Source organism: Bacillus mycoides, assembly GCF_000832605.1.
GTDB lineage: Bacteria > Bacillota > Bacilli > Bacillales > Bacillaceae_G > Bacillus_A > Bacillus_A mycoides.
This window is the reverse complement of record NZ_CP009692.1, coordinates 2,809,044-2,827,224: the sequence shown is the minus strand read 5'-3', so window position 1 is coordinate 2,827,224 and position 18,181 is coordinate 2,809,044. Positions and strand designations below refer to the sequence as shown.

The following is an 18,181-nucleotide window of genomic DNA, read 5'->3' as shown; positions in this document are numbered from 1 at the left end:
CCTAATTAGAAACGATATACAAGGCCGTACATTATAAACATATTTATAATGAAAATGGACAGAGCAATTGGTACTTGCGCCTTAATGACAGCATTCTTATCTTTCAATTCTAAGAGCATTGCCGGAACGATGTTAAAGTTTGCCGCCATTGGAGTAATCAGTGTTCCGCAATATCCAGCAAACATACCGAGTGCTGCCATAATTGCTGGGTTCCCGCCGTGCATTTGAACAATTAAAGGCAAGCCAATTCCGCCAGTAATAACCGCAAACGCAGCGAAAGCATTTCCCATTACAACTGTGAATAGCATCATTCCTAAACAGTACGCCATAACAGCAACGAATGGATACTCTGTTGGTAACACTTGTCCGACTAAATCAGAAACGACCTGGCCAACGCCAGATTTTGCGAAAATACCGCCAAGCGCTGCTAACATTTGTGGTAAAATAACAGCCCAGCCGACAGCCTGTAGTAATCTGCTTCCTTCTTGAACAGGCGTTGTTATTTTCGCTTTTGTAATACGCATCGCTGCAACGAATGCGAGTAATGCACCTAACGCTAATGCAACTAACGTTACTTTATCAGGATCAACAAGAGAGACATTTCCCCATTTGATTTTCCCTAATGTCAGTGTACCGATAATTGTAAAAATAGGTATTAACAGTGCAGGCATAAAAATTTTATTCTTTAATTTCTCAGCATGTTTCACACGTTCTTGCACTGGTACTTCTTTCTCCTCGGATTTTGTTACTTTATTTAATGAAGCTAACACGACCATAGCGAGTACGATACAGCCAACGTAAAACGAAGGTATTACATTTCCAAATAAAAATGTAACTGCAAACAATGCCCAAAATAAGCTAGAACCGAATCGGTTTGGATGCTCACGATCAAATGCAATACGAACAGCGATAAATGCAACAATTATACCTAATACATAATAAATTGTATCCATTGTTATGATGTTCATCTTATATAGCCTCCTTCTCTTGTTTTTCTTCTGCCTTCATTGTTTTCTCTATATACTTATCAAACCTTCTAAACCTAATCCAGCTCACAATAAGGGCAGATATCGCAGTTGGAATACCCCAAAGCGCCATATCCCATACACCGACATGCATACCTACTGAATCGAAGAATCCTTTCATTAATAAAATGGCACCAGTTGCGATAAAAATATCTTCTCCGAAAAACCAAGCTGTGTTTTCCGCAGCTGCTGCGTTTGCTTTAATCTTTTCTCTCAATTTTTCAGGGAGTTTACCATATTTACCTTGCGCAGCTCCTTCTGCCATTGGCGCAACAAGTGGTCTTACCGTTTGCGCATGACCACCAATATTCAGTCCAAGTGCTGCTGATGATTCTCTTATCGTAAAATATGACATTAATACTCTTCCAGTTGTTGCTCCTTTTGATTTCGTTATAAGTGCTTCTGCTCTTTCTTTTAAACCATAACGCTCTAAAATTCCGATTACCGGTAAAGTTAATATGATTGGCATAGACATATATCTGTTTTCTATGAAAAATTTACCGAACATGCTAATCACATCATAAAAACTTAAGCCTGAAACCATACCAGTAACAATACCCGCAACCATAACTACTAACAGTGTATTTAGCCTAAATAAAAACCCAACCGCAACAAGTAAAATCCCAATTAATTTCACCAATTTTAACACTTCCTCTCATTTTTAATCCCGCTAATTAAAGTTTCACTTTATTTGGTGCGCATATAGAAATACCATTAAGTTCGAATGTTCTGTATATTTTTTCCGCAAATTGGACTGCTTTCTCTCCGTCCCCGTGTAAACATATCGTTTGCGCTTGAACTGCTACTTTCTCCCCATTAACCGATTCTACATACCCTTCCTTTACCATTTGAAGTACTTGTTTTATCGCTTCATTTTCATTTTTTATAAGAGCATTTTCTTCTGTACGGCTCGTTAAAGTTCCATCCTGCTTATACGTGCGATCAGCAAAAGCTTCTTGTACGAGAGTTATATTATATTTTTCTGTTGCCTTTATAAATGCCTCACTATTCGCTAATCCGTAAAGTAATAATCCAGGATTAATATGATAAATTGCCTTTGCGATTGCATCCGCAATTTCCGAATCAGTTGCCGCCATATTATATAAGGCACCGTGCGGTTTTACATGTTGCATTTTCCCTCCAGCAGCTTTAACAAATCCGTCTAATGCGCCAATTTGATATAAAACATAATCGTATACTTCACTTGCTGAAACATGCATGTTCCTTCTCCCAAATCCAATTAAATCAGGAAATCCAGGATGTGCCCCTATTGCTACGTTATGCTGCAGAGCTTTTTCAACCGTTTGCCGCATAACGGCCGGATCACCAGCATGAAAACCACAAGCAACGTTTATAGAGGAAACGAACGGAAGAATTTCATCATCATTCCCCATTTTATAAGCTCCAAAACTTTCTCCTAAATCACAGTTTAAATCGATTGTAGTCACGATGTTTTCCTCCTAATCTCAGCTTCGTAAAGCGATGAATTTCTTTAATAGACTCATACTTGTTTCCTGCTTTATATATAATTGTGCAGCGTCTTCCATAGTTATTTTTTCAAAAGTTACATAGTCTCCTGGTTTCAGCTGCGCTAGAAGAGGTAAATCTACTGAAATTACATTTCCAATTCTCGGATAACCACCTGTCGTTTGTCTATCCGCCATTAATATAATAGGCTGTCCACCATTTGGTACTTGAATTGTTCCGAATGTAACTGGGCTCGATAAAATTTCTATCTCTTCAACTCTATTTAAAACATCTCCGTCAAGCCTATATCCCATGCGATCAGCATAATTGGACACTTTATACTCTTTTGAAAAAAACGACTTTATACTTTCTTCTGTAAATTGATCATATTCAAAGTCTGTTATGACGCGAAGAATAGGATGCTTCTTATATTTTGGTAAAGCATTGTTACAAATTGCCCACTTCGTTTTTATACGCTTTTCTTCTTGTAAATTTTGAATGAAACGACTTGCAACTTCTGCCCCTGTACCAATTTGAAAATAATCTCCTTTTTTCAGCATTCTCCCTTCAATACCGCCAAGAGCAGCACGTATGTAAGTACTTTTACTTCCCATCGTACGATTAATATTTATACCGCCCGCAAAAGTCACATATGCTCTGCAACCGCTTTTCGCTTTTCCGAGGCAAAGCATGCTTCCTTCTTCAGCTAATATAGGGTGCCATAATGGAATGCGTTCTCCATTTAATAACGGTTCCATATCCGCACCGCCAATCGCGAGCAATGTCGTTTTCTTTATTAACAATTTAGGTCCCATTATTGTAATTTCGAGTCCAGCCTCATTCTCCTCATTACCTACTAACATATTAATCATCCTGAGCGCATTTTTATCCATAGCCCCGCCAACAGGTACACCGTATTGTTGATAATGAAATCGTCCTAAATCTTGGACTGTTGTAAACATTCCTGCATGCAAAATCTCTACATCCATTCTTTAGCCCCCTCAAGCGATACGTACTCTCCTTTTGTTATTGGTATAAATCGTAAATACATACCACTTTGAATATATGTTGGTGTTTCTTCTTTTGGATTAAATAAAGAAATAGGTGTTCGGCCGATAATATTCCAGCCTCCTGGTGTTTCAAGCGGATAAATACCCGTTTGATTTCCGCCAATCCCTACTGAACCAGGAGCGATTTGTAACCGTGGTGTTTCTTTTCTAGGTGTTTCTAGTTCTTTTGATAATCCCCCTAAATAAGGGAATCCAGGTGTAAAACCTAACATGTACACGAAATATGTTGTTTCACTATGTATTCGAATAACATCCTCTACTTGTAATCCTTGATAATGCGCAACTTCTTCTAAATCAGGTCCATATTCTCCCCCGTAACACACTGGTATAGAAATATGTTTCACATCTCGGTTCACTTCTTCTTTATAAGAATCAGACAGCTCCCGTATATACTGGCAAACGTAATCATATGTTCTTATATTTCTATCATTTTCCTTCCATACTTCGTACAAATTGTAGTACACCGCTAATGAAGTAAACGACGGAACGCATTCAACCATTCCTGCAAATGGATGCCGCCTCAGCGCTTGAAATAACCGTTGCACTTTTTCGTATATATCCATCCCAATTTCTTCACCAAATGTAACAATAATTGCTTGATCCCCTAACGCAGAAAATTTCATCCCACTCCCTCTTTCTATGCCAAAAAGCCGAGTTCTTTCGAAATGCGGTATGCTGTTTCTTTCACTTTCGCAGTAAAATATGAAATGTTACTTTCGCTATACTCAATTGCTAATCCCGAAATACTAATGCCGGCTACAACCGTTCCATCACTTGCAAAAATTGGTGCTGCTATAGCCGCTGTATGATTTTCTAATTCAGAATAACTAATTGTATATCCAGCTTGTTTTGCCATATGTAATACTTCTAACAAATGCTCCTTATTCACAATCGTTCCATCTGCAAACTGCTTTAAATCCGTTTCCTCTATGTACTTTCTTTTCTCTTCCTCAGAAAAATACGATAGTAAAATTCTCGGACATGCACCCGCATACAGTGGAGCCCTTCTTCCAACCGCCGTATAAACACGTACTGGCTGAGCTCCTTCCATCTTCTCAACATAAATCGCGTCATTACCATCTTGAATAATTAAATTTACTGCTTGCCCTAAACTATCTCTAAGCTCTTTCATATAAGGAATCGCAATATTTCTTACGGATAACCTTTGTGAAACAAGTTGACCAAATCGTAAAAAAACGACTCCGAGACGATACTTGCCCTTTTCTGTTTTTTGTAAAAAGTCCATTTCTTCTAACGAGCCAATTAAACGATAAACAGATGTTTTCGGCATATTCGTAAGCTGAACCATCTCTGTCAAACTTAGCTCCTCATGCTCATAAAACAACTCTAAAATATCCATTGTCTTAACTGCCGTTTTATTTATACTCATTCTATCTCCTTCTCGTTCCGAATTTCGGAACTTCAATTCCGTTTTTCGAAACAAACATATAATTTAAAATTATAAAATATTCTTTCAATTCTATCAATATTTTTTTTACAAACAAAAAAAGTATGGAAGAATATTTCTCCCATACTTTCGCTTTACTTTATAACGCTCTCACTTGTTTCAACGGCCAGAAAACAGCTTGTCCTTTTCCGACAATTTCATCTTCTGAAATAAATCCAAACATACGACCGTCTTTAGAAACTTCACGATTATCTCCTAAAACAAACACTTGGCCTTCTGGCACTTTCGTTTTCCCTGTGATTTGTTCTAACGTAAAATCAGGAGTTAATACACGACCAGACGCCTTTTCTTTAAATTCTTTTAAATACGGTTCTTCCATCGCTTTTCCGTTTACATATAAAACATCATCTTTATACTCAACTGTATCACCCGGTAAACCAATTACTCGTTTTACTAAATCGTATCCTTCTTTTCCGTGGAAGACGATAACGTCAAAACGGTCTAATCCACTTATACTATAACCAATCTTATTCACGAGAACTCGTTCGTTATTTTCTAAAGTGGGCATCATTGATTCCCCTTGTACTAATGAAGGTGTAAATAAAACACCGCGAATAATAGCGATTAATACAAGGGTAAATCCTATCGTTTTAGCCCATGAGAATAATTCTTTCTTCGTATTTTCCTTCATCGTTTCTCCTCTTTCTTAAGTGTTTATTTTATTATTTGAACTAATTCTTGTACTAAATTAGGATCAATTTCAGAAAAACATGATTTCCCTTCTCTTACCGCTGTACCGACATGAGCTTGAGAAATTCCAGTTTCATCTAGCAATTGCTTTACATTCTCTTTCGTTACTCCACTTCCGACAACAAGCTGTATATTCCCTTCACTTTCCTTCTGCATCTCTCGAAGCACCGGAATATTATCTACTACATTTCCTTGTCCGCCTGAAGTTAACACGTGAGTAACTTTATTGAATTTCTTCAAAACTTTCATCGCTTCTACTGGATTTTCTGTATCATCTATCGCACGGTGATACGTTACATTTATTCCATCTACAACAGATAATAAATCTACTAATTTCTCTTCATCAACTTCATTTTGTTCATTTAACACACCTAATACAACACCAGCAGCTCCAAGATTTTGAGCAACTACAATATCTGCTTTCATCATTTCAATTTCTTCTTCCGTATATGTAAAAGACTTCGCATGCGGACGAATCATAACATGAACTGGTATTTGCACTGCTTCTACTGCTTTTTTTATAAAAGCATAGCTCGGTGTTAAACCACCTTCTGTATATGATGAAATGAGTTCAATTCGATTTCCACCAGCCTTTTCAATTCGCTTCACATCTTCTAAACAAGTTGCAATAACCTCTAGCATGAGATAACCTCTTTTCGTACTTTTTTCTTATTATACAGTAGGTGAAATAAGAAACATAGCATTCCACTATAAAACTATAAAAAGAAGAATGAAAAGAAAGATTTATTGAATTGATAATAAATATCATATATGTTATGTTTTTCTTAAAATTATACATTCTTATATCCTTATGAAAGGAGATAAATATATGCTTCTTACAAAAAAAACGGTTCGTTATCTCTAGTTCATTTATTGTAATTGCATCACTTTTCGCAATTACTTTATTAACAAAACCAAATACAAAACTAGATTTCTCAACTTCAAGTATAGAAACAGAAACGATTACCCTTTCATCAATCAATAAAGAAGAAACTCAAACCTTTCGTTCATCTTCATTTAATAACTCAACTGTATTCAGAGGCGATACTGGTACAGGCTTTGACTTTAGCGGCCAAGGTGACTTACATATTACGATTAAAAATACTGGTACAAACAGTTTTACCTATTCAATTAAGTTCAAAGAAGATCGTTTAGTAAAACACACGTTACAGCCAAATGAAAGTAAATCCTTTCCTTTACGTTCACTCATCGCCAATCCTTTACCAGGTGAGTATTCATTATTTGCACATAATCAAGACGGTTCTGAAAGTAGTATGAATCTTGAAGTGCAGCCACAATAGAACAAAATAAAAAAGCTATCCTCTTATCAAAAGGATAGCCTTTTTATTTTGTAAAACGAGAATTCCCTCTTCTTTGAACAATGACATAATACATGGAATTATATCAACGATTCACCGACAACGAAAAGCCTGTTCCTGAACGGAACAGACTTTATATTTCTTCATTACGACCGAAACGCCGCATCCGCCAGCATAGACAGTGTTACATCATCCATCGGCGGATTGTGTATTCCTGCTCTGACGTTTAAATAATAGTGATGAAGCGGATTTTTTTCTGATAAACTTTTCGCTCCTACGATGCGCATTGCTTTATCTACAATAGATATCGCCGCATTTGTTACCGCGTATTTCACTGCCGCAAGTTCTGCTTGCAATGATAATTTATCTTCTGCCTCATCGTATTTTTTCGCAATTTGATATAAAAAGACACGAGCTTGCATAAGCTCAAGTTCTAATTCTCCAACTAACCTTCTAACATTCGGTAATAAACTTATAGAATGATTTAAACTGTTTGGCTTGTATGATACCGCAAACTGAACTGCATAATTTCTTGCTGATTGTGCAATTCCTAAATAACATGCTGGTATATGTAGCAACCAGCCAATACCCTTAGCTTTAACTTTTGAACCCTTTATATCAGTGAAAAAGCGATCTGGTATCTCTACATTTTGTAAAACGAGATCATGGCTCGCAGTTCCTCGCATTGCGATGCTATCCCACGTTTCTTCAATTGTCACGCCTTGCGTATTCTTTGGAATGACAAACTCTCCGATATCTTCCTGGCCTTCAATACTTGCTGAAATGATAAAATAATCAAGTACTGGTGCCATTGTCGTAAACGTTTTTCTTCCATTTATAATCCACTTCTCACCTTTTTTGACAGCTAACGTCTCTGGTTTCCCGCCGCGCGTAGGACTACCTGTATTCGGCTCTGTCGCTGCTCGATTAAAAAGCGCACCATTACGTACTTCTTCACAAAACCAAGTGAACATTTCCTCATTCCAAGAACGATTTTCAGCTAATTCCTTTACAATGCCAAGGTGCCATCCAATCGATAATGCGGTAGCACCGCAGCCTTCTGCTATTTTCTCTTGAAATAAAACGAAGTCATATAAAGAAATCGCATTGCCTCCCAATTCTTTTGGCAACGTTAATTTCGTATATCCGATATCTTTCAAATTATTAATATTTTCATACGGAAATGATCCTAATTCACTTAGTTGATGCTCCCTTTCCATGAACTTCGGAATCAATTTATTTATTTTCTCAATAACTAAAGATTGTTCTTCTGTTTCAACAAATGAGAGTGCCATACATAATCTCCTTTATGTTCGATTCATAAACCGTTCATTTTGTCATTATGATTATATGAAGTTACTTCTCTATTGTTTCACTATTCCGATAAAAATACAATGCTTTTGAACAATAAGAAAAGTTCCTATAAAAAGGATAGGTTCTTTTCTTATATTAATCCCCTTTCAATGCCTTTAATGGCAAAGAGGTTACATATCCAATATACGAGCATAATTCTTTAAAAAAGAAAGGGATTTCTGTATCTAACGTTTTATACGCTGACGTTGGAGTTGGTGATGCATACGCTTCAATTTTAATATGTTTTGCAATTTTCATTGCACGTTTCATATGAAGTGGATCACTCACAATCGTATATGTGCGTATTCCGTTCTCTATTCCAACTTGCTTTGCATTCTTTAAATTGTCCTCTGTGAAAAGGGATTTTGTTTCAATTAGAATATCCTCTTCTTTCACACCATGTTTCAGTGCATACACTCTAGCAGTACGCGCTTCCTCAAGCTCTGCCTCAAACTTTGTACCACCTGTGAAAATAATCTTTTTAATATTACCGTTCTTATATAAGGAAATTGCATGATTAATTCTTTCTTTAAATACAGGAGATGGTTTTCCGTTCCATGAAGCTGCTCCCAGCACGATACCAGCATCTGTCTTCACACCATCATCTGTTTTAAAGCGATAACTCCAAATATCGTAAGCTGCATAACTTACATATAAAATAATAGAACAAATCATAAGCAAGAATACTTGCAAGATTTTTCTTTTCTTACTTTTCTTATTTTCTTTCATTTATAACTGCCTCCGTACATCATCCATACTTCTATATAAAAACGTATATATCAAATCATTTTGTTTGAATTTGTTTAAAAGAAGGAATTTTTCTTATCATATATATGCATTAAAGGGTTTTTATTTAAAATTGAGGATTATCAATTCATTTTTCGTTTGCGGTTTTCATTACATTTGTGTAATTTATAAGTTTATTACCATACAACTACATTGTAACGAATTTTTTATCATAATGGAATGATGAAACAAAAGAAGTAACTGTTTTGTAAGAAAAAAGGTATATTTTTCATCTTGACGATCAATACACCTTTAATAATATGAATTATCGTTTTTCTTTATATGACTCTAATTTTTCTAATAACCTTTCCTTTACAGCTGGCCATTCATTTGCAATAACACTATATACAACTGCATCTCTAACATGCCCACTCGGTAATTTTCTTTCGTTTCTAAGTACACCCTCTTTTACTGCGCCGAGTCTTTCAATTGCTCTTTGTGCTTTTTCATTTCGTGCATCCGTCTTAATTTGTACCCTCCGCATATGCAACTTTTCAAAAGCATATTGTAATAACATATACTTACATTCTGTATTCATACTCGTACGTTGCACACTTGGGTCATACCACGTTTTCCCTAATTCCACCGTCTTATCTTCAACTGAAATGTTATATAAGCGTGTACTCCCTACTATTTCATTTGTCTTTTGATCAACAACAACAAATGGCAAATCCTTCCCTGCCCCATAAGCTTTTATCGCCTTTTGAACATATTGCTGCATATCTTGAACAGTATCCATTTTAGAGATTAAATACGCCCAAATATCTCGATTTCCTTCCACGATTGAAAACATTTTTTCGACATCATTGCTATCCATTAACCGTAACTTTGCTCTTTCGTGAATAATTTCCATTTGTAAGCCCCCTTTGTTGTAACTATATCACACTCCGTACCGTTATATCGTTATATAAGAACATAAAATTATTTTTATATCAAGGAATAAAATATATCTTTAAAATAAAAAGTGCGATGCCTTTTATTCAAGCATCGCACTCATAAATTGAATTGAAATTTATTTCTTTTCCATTACTGCAAAATAATTATTTTCGCTATCTGCAAAATTAAATATTCTACCTGAAGGCATATATACAATTTCTCCGACTGTAACGTTTTTGTTTACTAAATCACTATATAAACGATCGAATTCTTTTGAGAAGAACATTAAAGAAGGTGTGCCAAGATTTAACTCCGGCTGCATTTTAGCAATTAGCTCCTTATTATGGAGAATAATACTTGTTTCAGCTTCTTTAGTTGGAGCAATTTCAATCCATCGCATTCCTTGACCGTTATCTTCCTCTGAAATGACACTAAACCCTACTTTCTCTGTCCAAAACTCCTTCACTTCATCTTGGTTATTCACATACAACATGATTTGACCAACATTATTAATCATTTATTTTAACGCTCCTTTATAAACAATTTTTATTAAACTCCATACACTTATACCTAATTATCACCGAAAATAAAGTTGCGGTGCAAAAATCTATTTCAGCGACTCCAATCGCTCATTCAAACGATCCCAAGTTTCGGTGATACCTTGTAGCATGCCCATGTCCATAACGGTCTTAAGGGCTTCTTCGGAAACATATTCAGCACGGTTTATTAGCTTTGTCTTTCCACCTAAATCGATGAATTCCAATGTCATCTCGGTTGACGGCATAGAATCATTTACATTGCCTTCAGCATCTGAAAAGTAATCAGTGTAGACGATTTTTTCTGGCTCAATAATCTCTTTATAGACTGCTTTTCCCCATGATTCCATACCAAAAAATTGCTCCAAGTTCTGATTGACACACTTCATACAGTAGTGCCAAACGCCTCCCGGACGGAAGTCGACAGTGCATGCTGGAATTTCCCAACCTCTTGGTCCCCACCAATGTTTCAAATGCTCTGGTTCTTTAAACATACTGAATACAAGATCACGCGGCGCATCGAAAACGCGCTCCAGTACTAATACCCGATCGTTCTCTACTCTTGATACCATTGTATTGTTTGACATGTTAATTCCTCCTTAAATATGAACTGATTTTATGACTTTTCCTTGTTTTGCAATTCCTTCAAATACTCATCTAAATTATCGAATCTCTCTTCCATCACACGCTTAAATGACTGCACCCAACAATCAAGTGCTTGGAAAGGCTCAGGTCGGAGTTTGTAAATCCGGCGATTAGCTTCAGCCTGCACTTCCACAATCCCTGTATCGCTTAACACTTTTAGGTGTTTCGAAGTTTGTGGTTGCCTTAATCCCAAATGTTCGGCGATTTCCCCAACGGTTAAGGGACCGTCACGCAAGAGTTCAACGATATTCATACGATTCGGTTCAGATAAAGCGCTCAACGTCGTCATATTCACGCCCGGAATTTTCCCCGACATATCACTCACCTCGTTAAGTGATGGTCTCCGGTTATAACACATCAATATCATCACTAATATTTTTTTCCTGTTGAATCGATTATAACCAAATAGGAATATTCCCGTCAAGGAATATTCGAAAACTAAAGTAATACCAAATCGTTACTTAATAATAAAAATGGATTAAAAACATTTCACAAGCCTATGTTTTACGATAAAGTGATGCTTTAGTCAGTGGGTTTTGGAACGATTTCCGCGAAGGCTTTGTTTTTATCTGGTCCAAGAAAGCTTTAATACTTTTAATACTATTTAACGCTACAGTATTTTTTTTCATATTTTTATTTGATAGTTTAGTTGTTTTATTGGCAAAAGAAATGGACATACGTGATAGTTTGTTTGGAATCTTTATAAGTATCGTTGGGTTAGACGCTTTAGTCAGAGCTATAACCATTGGAAAATAGGGAAATACAGTAAACAAAATGAATATCTTAAACGGTTCAGCTATATTACTTGGAGGAATGTTGATCCTTACTGGACTTGGAGGGTTCGGCTTTTTATCGAGTAATTTATTTTTATCGTTAATCATTTGGTTTTTTATCGGTATATTTATCGCTTCTATCTCTGTATGCTATAGTTACTTACTTCAAACCCCTGCAAGATTAATGGGAAGAGTAACTAGTACCGCAAATACAATGGTGCACGGCGCTATGGTGATTTCACCTACATTAGGTTCACTTTTAGCCCTATGGATAAAAGTAAGCGGAGTTTTTCTACTCGCAGGAGTATTAATCACACGTATTGGTATGATTATATACTTAGCTCATACGTTATTTATGAAAAAATCATCTAGAGTTACTTTAGAACATAATTAACGTTATGCCATTTTCTGATTTTAATAATCAGAAAATGGCATAACTTCAGAAACTTAACTCTACATGTTTAAAGCAACAAATAAGCAATCGGCGTAATAATAAGCAACGTTAAAATCGTTCTTTGCACATATAAAATAATAAGTTCAGATACTTTTAACGGAATATCTGTCGATAATATGCAAGGGATTGATGCGGAGAAAAACAAAATGGATGAAACGGACACAACCGCAATAACAAACTTTGTAACAAGCGGTGCACTTACAACTAAAAGAGAAGGTAAAAACATTTCTGCAATACCAACTGATACTGCTTTAGCAGCTAGGTCTGCTTCTGGTAATTGTAATAGCCACGTAAATGGATAGAAAATGTAACTTACCCAATCAAATATTGGCGTAAACTTTGCTAAGACGATACCAATTAATCCTACTGACATAATTGATGGTAAAATCCCCATCGTCATTATAAATCCGTCTTTTAAATTCACTGCGATATTTTTCATAATATTTGGCGCAGACTTCGATACTTCTAATGCATCTTCCCAAGCTCGCTCTAACATTTTCTCTTTATAAACGGGCTCTGGGAACCCTTCTTTCGTAATATATGTATCTGGTTTTCTACTAAGAGGCGGGATTCTTACGGTGATAGCGGTCACGATGAATGTTACAACAAGAGTAGTCCAAAAGTAAACATTCCATAAATGCATAATATCTAATGTTTTTGCGATGATGATCATAAATGTTGCGGATACTGTTGAAAAACCTGTTGCGATAATTGCTGCTTCTTTCGTCGTATACTTTCCTTCTTTGTAAACACGGTTCGTAATTAATAAGGCTAACGAATAGCTTCCTACAAAGGAAGCAACCGCATCAATTGCTGATCGCCCAGGTGTTTTCCATAACGGTCTCATAATTGGACGACAAAACGTGCCGATAAACTCAAGCAATCCGTACCCGACTAATAACGCTAAAAATGCTGAGCCAATTGGAACGAGTAAACTTACTGATATAACTAACTTCTCATACAAAAACGGTCCAACATCTGGCGCAAAGAACCATGCTGGTCCTACTTTCAAACAATATAATACGCCGAAAACAACACCTACTACTTTTAAAATAGAAAAACAAATGTCTACAATAGATGCATTCCATTTCTTCGTATAAAACGGATAAATCGCACCCATTGCCATAACAAGTAGTGCGTAATAAGGTACTACGCTCGGAACCGAAGTCCTAATCCATGATACGATATGATCAATCATAATAGACGAAGCACCGTTTATCGTAACAGGAACAAAAAACATAAACACACCAACTAGACTAGCAAGTATAAAGCGAAGTATAATCCCCTTCTCTCGCCCTGTCTTAATTACATTACTTTTTAACTCAATTTCATTCAAAATTAGACACCTCCTATTATCTAAATATTCTGTATATTAACGTCAGATTCCTTCTTTTAATTCGAATATTTAATCATGTAAAAAAGCCTATTTTGAAATATACAATCAAAATAAGCTTTTTCTATTACCTCTTATAATCATCCACAATTACTTGAATTACACGATAAGATTCTTCTGCCACTATCTTATTACTAGTCTTATTCGCATCATATGTAATTAACGCCTTCCAAAGCGCCCATCCTCTCGCTCTATTCCACGTTTCTTCATCCATGCGTAATACTTCTTTAAATACGTTTCTACTATTCTTATCAAAAAACGTCCATGCCATCGCTGCATCACAAGCCGGATCTCCTACTCCTAAAATACCAAAATCAATTACGGCACAAAGTTTTCCATCCTTAACGAGTAAGTTTCCTGGTGCAACATCTCCATGAATCCAAACTGGTTTGTGGTCCCATGTTGAACGAAGTGCTACATTCCAAAGATGCTTTAATAATGTCTCATCAAAAACATCCTTATTATTTTCAATAGCCACTCTCGCTTCTTCATCGTATACAGATATAAGCCCGCCTCGGTAAAAATTATGTTCTCCAGCTATTGGCCCGTTACTCGCATCAATTGATTGTAACTCTATTAAAAACGAGCCTAAGTCCGCCGCAAATTCATTTAAGTCACGAACATTTTCTTTCGTAACGGTCTCCCCCTCGATCCACTTATTAATAGACCAAGGCCATAGATATTCTTCAGATGGACTCCCTTTCACAATTGGTGCAGAAATTGGTAAAGAAAGTTCCTTACTTAATATTGGAAGCCACTTATTTTCTTTCTCTACTTGCGGTGCATATGCTGCATCACTTGGCAATCTTACACTCATCTCGTCCCCTAGGTGAAACGTTCTATTATCATGACCGCTAAGCTTTACAGGTTTCACTTCTAAATGGGCCCATTCGGGAAACTGTTGTTGTATTAACTGTTCAACTAAACTTACGTTAATTTGATTCATTCACTCTCCTCTTTTCTTTTGAAACTTACTAAGTCCATCCGTACTACCGATATATTCAAAACCGCATCGCTTATAAAAACCATTCAACGTTTGGTTATGCCCAACACAATCTAACTTCAAATACTCTTTATCACTTTGCACATTCTCTTCTATCCAATGCAAAATCCATTCTCCTATTCCATGCCTCTTATACTTCCGTTTCACCGCAAATCTATGAATATATAACGAATTAGGAATTTCCTCTTTACCAAAAATATATTTATCCCAATCATTTTGTTTAGGTGATACGGTAACCGTACCGACAATCTCATCTTCTTTCACAATAACGTACGTATATTTCTCTCTTATACCTTCTAATATTTCAGCGGTAGCTTCTCCTCCTAAAAGATACTGCCACTGATCCACTTCTTTATGTTGTAACCATTGTGCTACTTCTTTTAATAGAGTGATAATGCTATTACTTTCTTCTTCTGCAGCAATTCGAATTGTATATTCTTTACTTATATTTCTCTCCATATTGCCATTCCCCCTTCAAATTACTACCATACTGACATACGAGTCCTTCCATCATTCTCGTCTGTAACATATTCAACATAAAACCCTTGATCAATTGCGTTTTCATACATCATTTCAATCTCTTCTTGGTTTTTCGCATAAACCTGTATGTAATCACCATCCGCTACTAATACGACTACTTTACACTTACTCTCTTTAAATTCTTCATATGTTTCAATATCTACTACTTCCTCTCCTTTTGGATACGCTTTTAAATCTGCAAAAATGAGATAATATATGTTGTCTTTTATTAATTTTTTCAATTCTAATCCACTCATTACCTTGTTATCTTCTGAAAATAATTCTGTTCCTAATCCATCAGGCAATATGAAATAAGATTCCTCGTTTTCCACTCGCCAATCAAATGAAGTAATATCAATTGGCTTTAACACTTTCCAAAGTAAATTATCATTTTCATTTGGAATATCTACAAAAATTCCTCTTTTCATTTGTTTGCTCCTAGCTTATTTATTTTCGTTCCATACATTATATACCAAATTCAACTACTATATTTTGTCGATACCTATGTAACTTGTATTTCACCGCGAAAAAACCGTCCCACTACTTATGAAACGGTTTCTTTCTACTTACATTTAAGTTTTTCATTAAATTATTGCACTGCGTTTTAAAATAATTTCTAATATGTTCAGCACATCAGCCATTCATTTTTAACACTCACTTCGACTTCACAAAATAATATAAAAACCACACCGCATGATTTTGTTCATCTGCAGCTATTCTGCGCAATAACTCTTTCATAGATGCATCTGCTGCTTCATCTGAAATTTCCAAGTAAAAATCTACGGTCTTTTGCTCATCTTGTATAGCGAACTCTAATCCCTGTAAGTACGTATTAGGGCAATTTTCCGTAATCTGTGGTTTCGGCTGTCTGCCAGTTAAATTCGTATAGATTTGTACAAAATGATGAAAATGCCTTATTTCATCATTACGGATTTCAAGAATTTGTTTTTGTTCTACTTGATTTGGAGCCATATTAGCTAATTTTGCATAGCAGCTTATAGCGCTATACTCTCCGTTTATAGCTTTTTCAATATCACTAATTAGCTTATCATTCTGTCTATACCAATCATCATAATTCGAATTATACATCGTATCCCCTCCGTTATTTCACATAACATTTTATGCATTTTGAAATAGTAGGAGCATGTATACAAAAAAGAACCGCAAATCCAAACTCTTCGATTACCTTTAAAATATTGAAGAACCTATCTATCACTGCTTTATTTTCCTATAGAGTAATAATGAGTTCACAAAAAAAAACGGTTCACTATTAGTGAACCGTTTTTTATCTATTACACGTATCATTCCATTTTATTTATACACAATTTTAAAATACGAATAAATAGTTAACACATAATATCCAACATAAATTATACAATATGCACCACTACTAATTAAAATAGGCATAATGATGTTATATATAGGCATGTTGTTTATTATTGGTATCGCAAATAAGCTATGAACAAGTCCGACTATTAGAGGTGAAATAAAACTAAAGCTAACTTGCTTCGAAATTGACTTTCTTACCTCTTTTTTCGTAACACCTATTTTACGAAGAGTTTCATAATATCTCTGATTAGCATACGCTTCAGATAATTGTTTATAATATATAATTGAACCTGTCGCCAATACAAATATAACCCCTAAAAAACTTCCAATAAATAACGCAACTCCATACAGTTGCATAAAATCTCTATTTGTTTCAGATTGCCCTACATAATACCCTGCTGCGACTGTACTAATTGCAGTTAAAGCTGTAGCACTTAATATAGCAATTATTGCAAGTAACTTAGCGTTTCCTTTTACTCGGTATAGTAATTGCGAAATGTTTAGTATATTTATACCGCTATAAAATATTTCTCTTTTACTTCTAATTTTCTTTAAAACAATAACTGTATAAGAAGTGAATAGAAAATATGTCCCAAAAACAACTAAAAACAAAATAAAAACTGGAATCATTATAGGATTTATAATAGGGTTCATAGGATCAATGGGATTCCGCACAATATTTACTACTTCACGGAAGAAGCCTGCTAGTATATATCCTAATCCCATTAAAATAAGACCTATATACGCCCTAGGTACAGAACCTTTTGGCATCCGTTCTCCTTGATGATTAGCTTGAAACATTTCAATCAATGGAAATTTATAAATAATGCGAGAGTTTTTCCATGCTGTATATAATAAAATAGATAAAAAGACGATGAACGTGTCTATTATCGCTTTTATAGATAACTCGAAATGAATAGGTACATTTAATTTCATTAAACTCATTAGCAGTTCTAAAAATAACTTAAAACTTATACTGCCAATCAGTATGCCAACTACTAAAGCAACGCCTCCCATTATCATAGTCTCACAAAATAACATCGGACCAATTTGTTTTTTAGTTATTCCTAGTAAAGAATATAATCCTACCTCTTTTTTTCGTTTCCTTATAAAAAAATTAGTAGAATAAATAATAAATATAGCTATAAAAATAATGAGAATCACTTTTGAAGATTGAAGAACACTATTAATCATCACATTATTAACCATTTCTTTTTTTATTTGAGTACTATATCGAAGTGATGCAAATATAAAATAGATAAGCATACTTGAAGCTAACGATAAAAAATAGAGTATATACTCTTTAAAATTACGCCGTATGTTACGTTGAACTATATTAAATAAATTCATTTATCTTAACCTCCAGGAAATGATTGATGCAAAATATTACAAAGGGCAATGCTAGATAAGGTCACCAGCCATCCCTCCAGAAATGGAAGACATTACATCAATGATTTGTTTTCAAAAAAATTACC

21 protein-coding genes are annotated in these 18,181 nt (G+C 35.3%); 1 reads left to right on the top strand and 20 read right to left on the bottom strand.

The genetic code is table 11. The features are described 5' to 3' along the window. Positions 1–5 precede the first annotated feature (5 nt). From BG05_RS16430 to BG05_RS16365, 14 genes are all read right to left on the bottom strand, one after another. The gene (locus BG05_RS16430) at positions 6–968 is read right to left on the bottom strand and encodes a DUF979 domain-containing protein (RefSeq protein WP_001021656.1); all 963 of its coding nucleotides are present in this window, start codon (positions 966–968) and stop codon (positions 6–8) included. Between the two features lies 1 nt (position 969). Next, the gene (locus BG05_RS16425) at positions 970–1,665 is read right to left on the bottom strand and encodes a DUF969 domain-containing protein (protein ID WP_002142352.1); all 696 of its coding nucleotides are present in this window, start codon (positions 1,663–1,665) and stop codon (positions 970–972) included. Between the two features lie 34 nt (positions 1,666–1,699). Beyond that, on the bottom strand, positions 1,700–2,473 hold the full coding sequence (gene pxpA, locus BG05_RS16420) for a 5-oxoprolinase subunit PxpA (protein ID WP_003190083.1): 774 nt from the start codon (positions 2,471–2,473) through the stop codon (positions 1,700–1,702). 18 nt (positions 2,474–2,491) lie between these two features. Further along, positions 2,492–3,481, bottom strand: a complete 990-nt coding sequence (locus tag BG05_RS16415; protein WP_016120458.1) for a 5-oxoprolinase subunit C family protein — start codon at positions 3,479–3,481, stop codon at positions 2,492–2,494. Next, complete coding sequence (pxpB, locus tag BG05_RS16410; RefSeq protein ID WP_002168087.1) at positions 3,472–4,185, bottom strand: 5-oxoprolinase subunit PxpB; 714 nt, start codon at positions 4,183–4,185, stop codon at positions 3,472–3,474. The genes BG05_RS16415 and pxpB overlap by 10 nt, the downstream gene beginning before the upstream one ends. Before the next feature lie 14 nt (positions 4,186–4,199). Then, positions 4,200–4,952, bottom strand: a complete 753-nt coding sequence (locus BG05_RS16405; RefSeq protein ID WP_002137090.1) for an IclR family transcriptional regulator — start codon at positions 4,950–4,952, stop codon at positions 4,200–4,202. 157 nt (positions 4,953–5,109) lie between these two features. Continuing rightward, positions 5,110–5,661: a signal peptidase I gene (lepB, locus tag BG05_RS16400; RefSeq protein WP_002013664.1), complete on the bottom strand. Its 552-nt coding sequence runs from the start codon at positions 5,659–5,661 to the stop codon at positions 5,110–5,112. 23 nt (positions 5,662–5,684) lie between these two features. Further along, positions 5,685–6,362 (bottom strand): copper homeostasis protein CutC, encoded by a 678-nt coding sequence (locus tag BG05_RS16395; protein ID WP_002168086.1) that lies wholly within the window; start codon positions 6,360–6,362, stop codon positions 5,685–5,687. A gap of 823 nt (positions 6,363–7,185) precedes the next feature. Then, positions 7,186–8,334: an acyl-CoA dehydrogenase family protein gene (locus tag BG05_RS16390; protein WP_003190073.1), complete on the bottom strand. Its 1,149-nt coding sequence runs from the start codon at positions 8,332–8,334 to the stop codon at positions 7,186–7,188. A gap of 154 nt (positions 8,335–8,488) precedes the next feature. Next, the gene (locus tag BG05_RS16385) at positions 8,489–9,121 is read right to left on the bottom strand and encodes a YdcF family protein (RefSeq protein WP_002128006.1); all 633 of its coding nucleotides are present in this window, start codon (positions 9,119–9,121) and stop codon (positions 8,489–8,491) included. 322 nt (positions 9,122–9,443) lie between these two features. After that, a complete protein-coding gene (locus BG05_RS16380) occupies positions 9,444–10,031 on the bottom strand; it encodes a GNAT family N-acetyltransferase (RefSeq protein ID WP_002185500.1) in 588 nt (195 codons plus the stop codon). Between the two features lie 159 nt (positions 10,032–10,190). Continuing rightward, positions 10,191–10,571, bottom strand: a complete 381-nt coding sequence (locus BG05_RS16375; protein WP_033734107.1) for a VOC family protein — start codon at positions 10,569–10,571, stop codon at positions 10,191–10,193. A gap of 90 nt (positions 10,572–10,661) precedes the next feature. Next, positions 10,662–11,177 (bottom strand): SRPBCC domain-containing protein, encoded by a 516-nt coding sequence (locus BG05_RS16370; protein WP_002013656.1) that lies wholly within the window; start codon positions 11,175–11,177, stop codon positions 10,662–10,664. A 29-nt stretch (positions 11,178–11,206) separates the two neighbouring features. Continuing rightward, the gene (locus BG05_RS16365) at positions 11,207–11,551 is read right to left on the bottom strand and encodes an ArsR/SmtB family transcription factor (RefSeq protein WP_000014568.1); all 345 of its coding nucleotides are present in this window, start codon (positions 11,549–11,551) and stop codon (positions 11,207–11,209) included. 458 nt (positions 11,552–12,009) lie between these two features. On the opposite strand from BG05_RS16365, the gene BG05_RS16355 reads away from it, so the two are divergent. Continuing rightward, positions 12,010–12,402, top strand: coding sequence for an MFS transporter (locus tag BG05_RS16355; RefSeq protein WP_002128009.1), 393 nt, complete (start codon positions 12,010–12,012; stop codon positions 12,400–12,402). A gap of 67 nt (positions 12,403–12,469) precedes the next feature. Here the strand turns inward: BG05_RS16355 and BG05_RS16350 are convergent, their stop codons facing one another. From BG05_RS16350 to BG05_RS16325, 6 genes are all read right to left on the bottom strand, one after another. Further along, a complete protein-coding gene (locus tag BG05_RS16350; RefSeq protein ID WP_003190062.1) occupies positions 12,470–13,798 on the bottom strand; it encodes a YjiH family protein in 1,329 nt (442 codons plus the stop codon). Between the two features lie 124 nt (positions 13,799–13,922). Further along, the gene (locus tag BG05_RS16345; RefSeq protein ID WP_003190061.1) at positions 13,923–14,801 is read right to left on the bottom strand and encodes an aminoglycoside phosphotransferase family protein; all 879 of its coding nucleotides are present in this window, start codon (positions 14,799–14,801) and stop codon (positions 13,923–13,925) included. After that, complete coding sequence (locus tag BG05_RS16340) at positions 14,802–15,317, bottom strand: GNAT family N-acetyltransferase (protein WP_003190059.1); 516 nt, start codon at positions 15,315–15,317, stop codon at positions 14,802–14,804. It abuts the gene before it with no gap. A gap of 23 nt (positions 15,318–15,340) precedes the next feature. Then, positions 15,341–15,805 carry a DUF2691 family protein gene (locus tag BG05_RS16335; protein ID WP_003190057.1) on the bottom strand — a complete coding sequence of 155 codons (465 nt, stop codon included), beginning with the start codon at positions 15,803–15,805 and terminating at the stop codon, positions 15,341–15,343. Between the two features lie 226 nt (positions 15,806–16,031). Beyond that, on the bottom strand, positions 16,032–16,466 hold the full coding sequence (locus BG05_RS16330) for a ferritin-like domain-containing protein (RefSeq protein WP_002142369.1): 435 nt from the start codon (positions 16,464–16,466) through the stop codon (positions 16,032–16,034). A 222-nt stretch (positions 16,467–16,688) separates the two neighbouring features. After that, on the bottom strand, positions 16,689–18,056 hold the full coding sequence (locus BG05_RS16325) for an FtsX-like permease family protein (protein WP_033734102.1): 1,368 nt from the start codon (positions 18,054–18,056) through the stop codon (positions 16,689–16,691). Positions 18,057–18,181 lie beyond the last annotated feature (125 nt).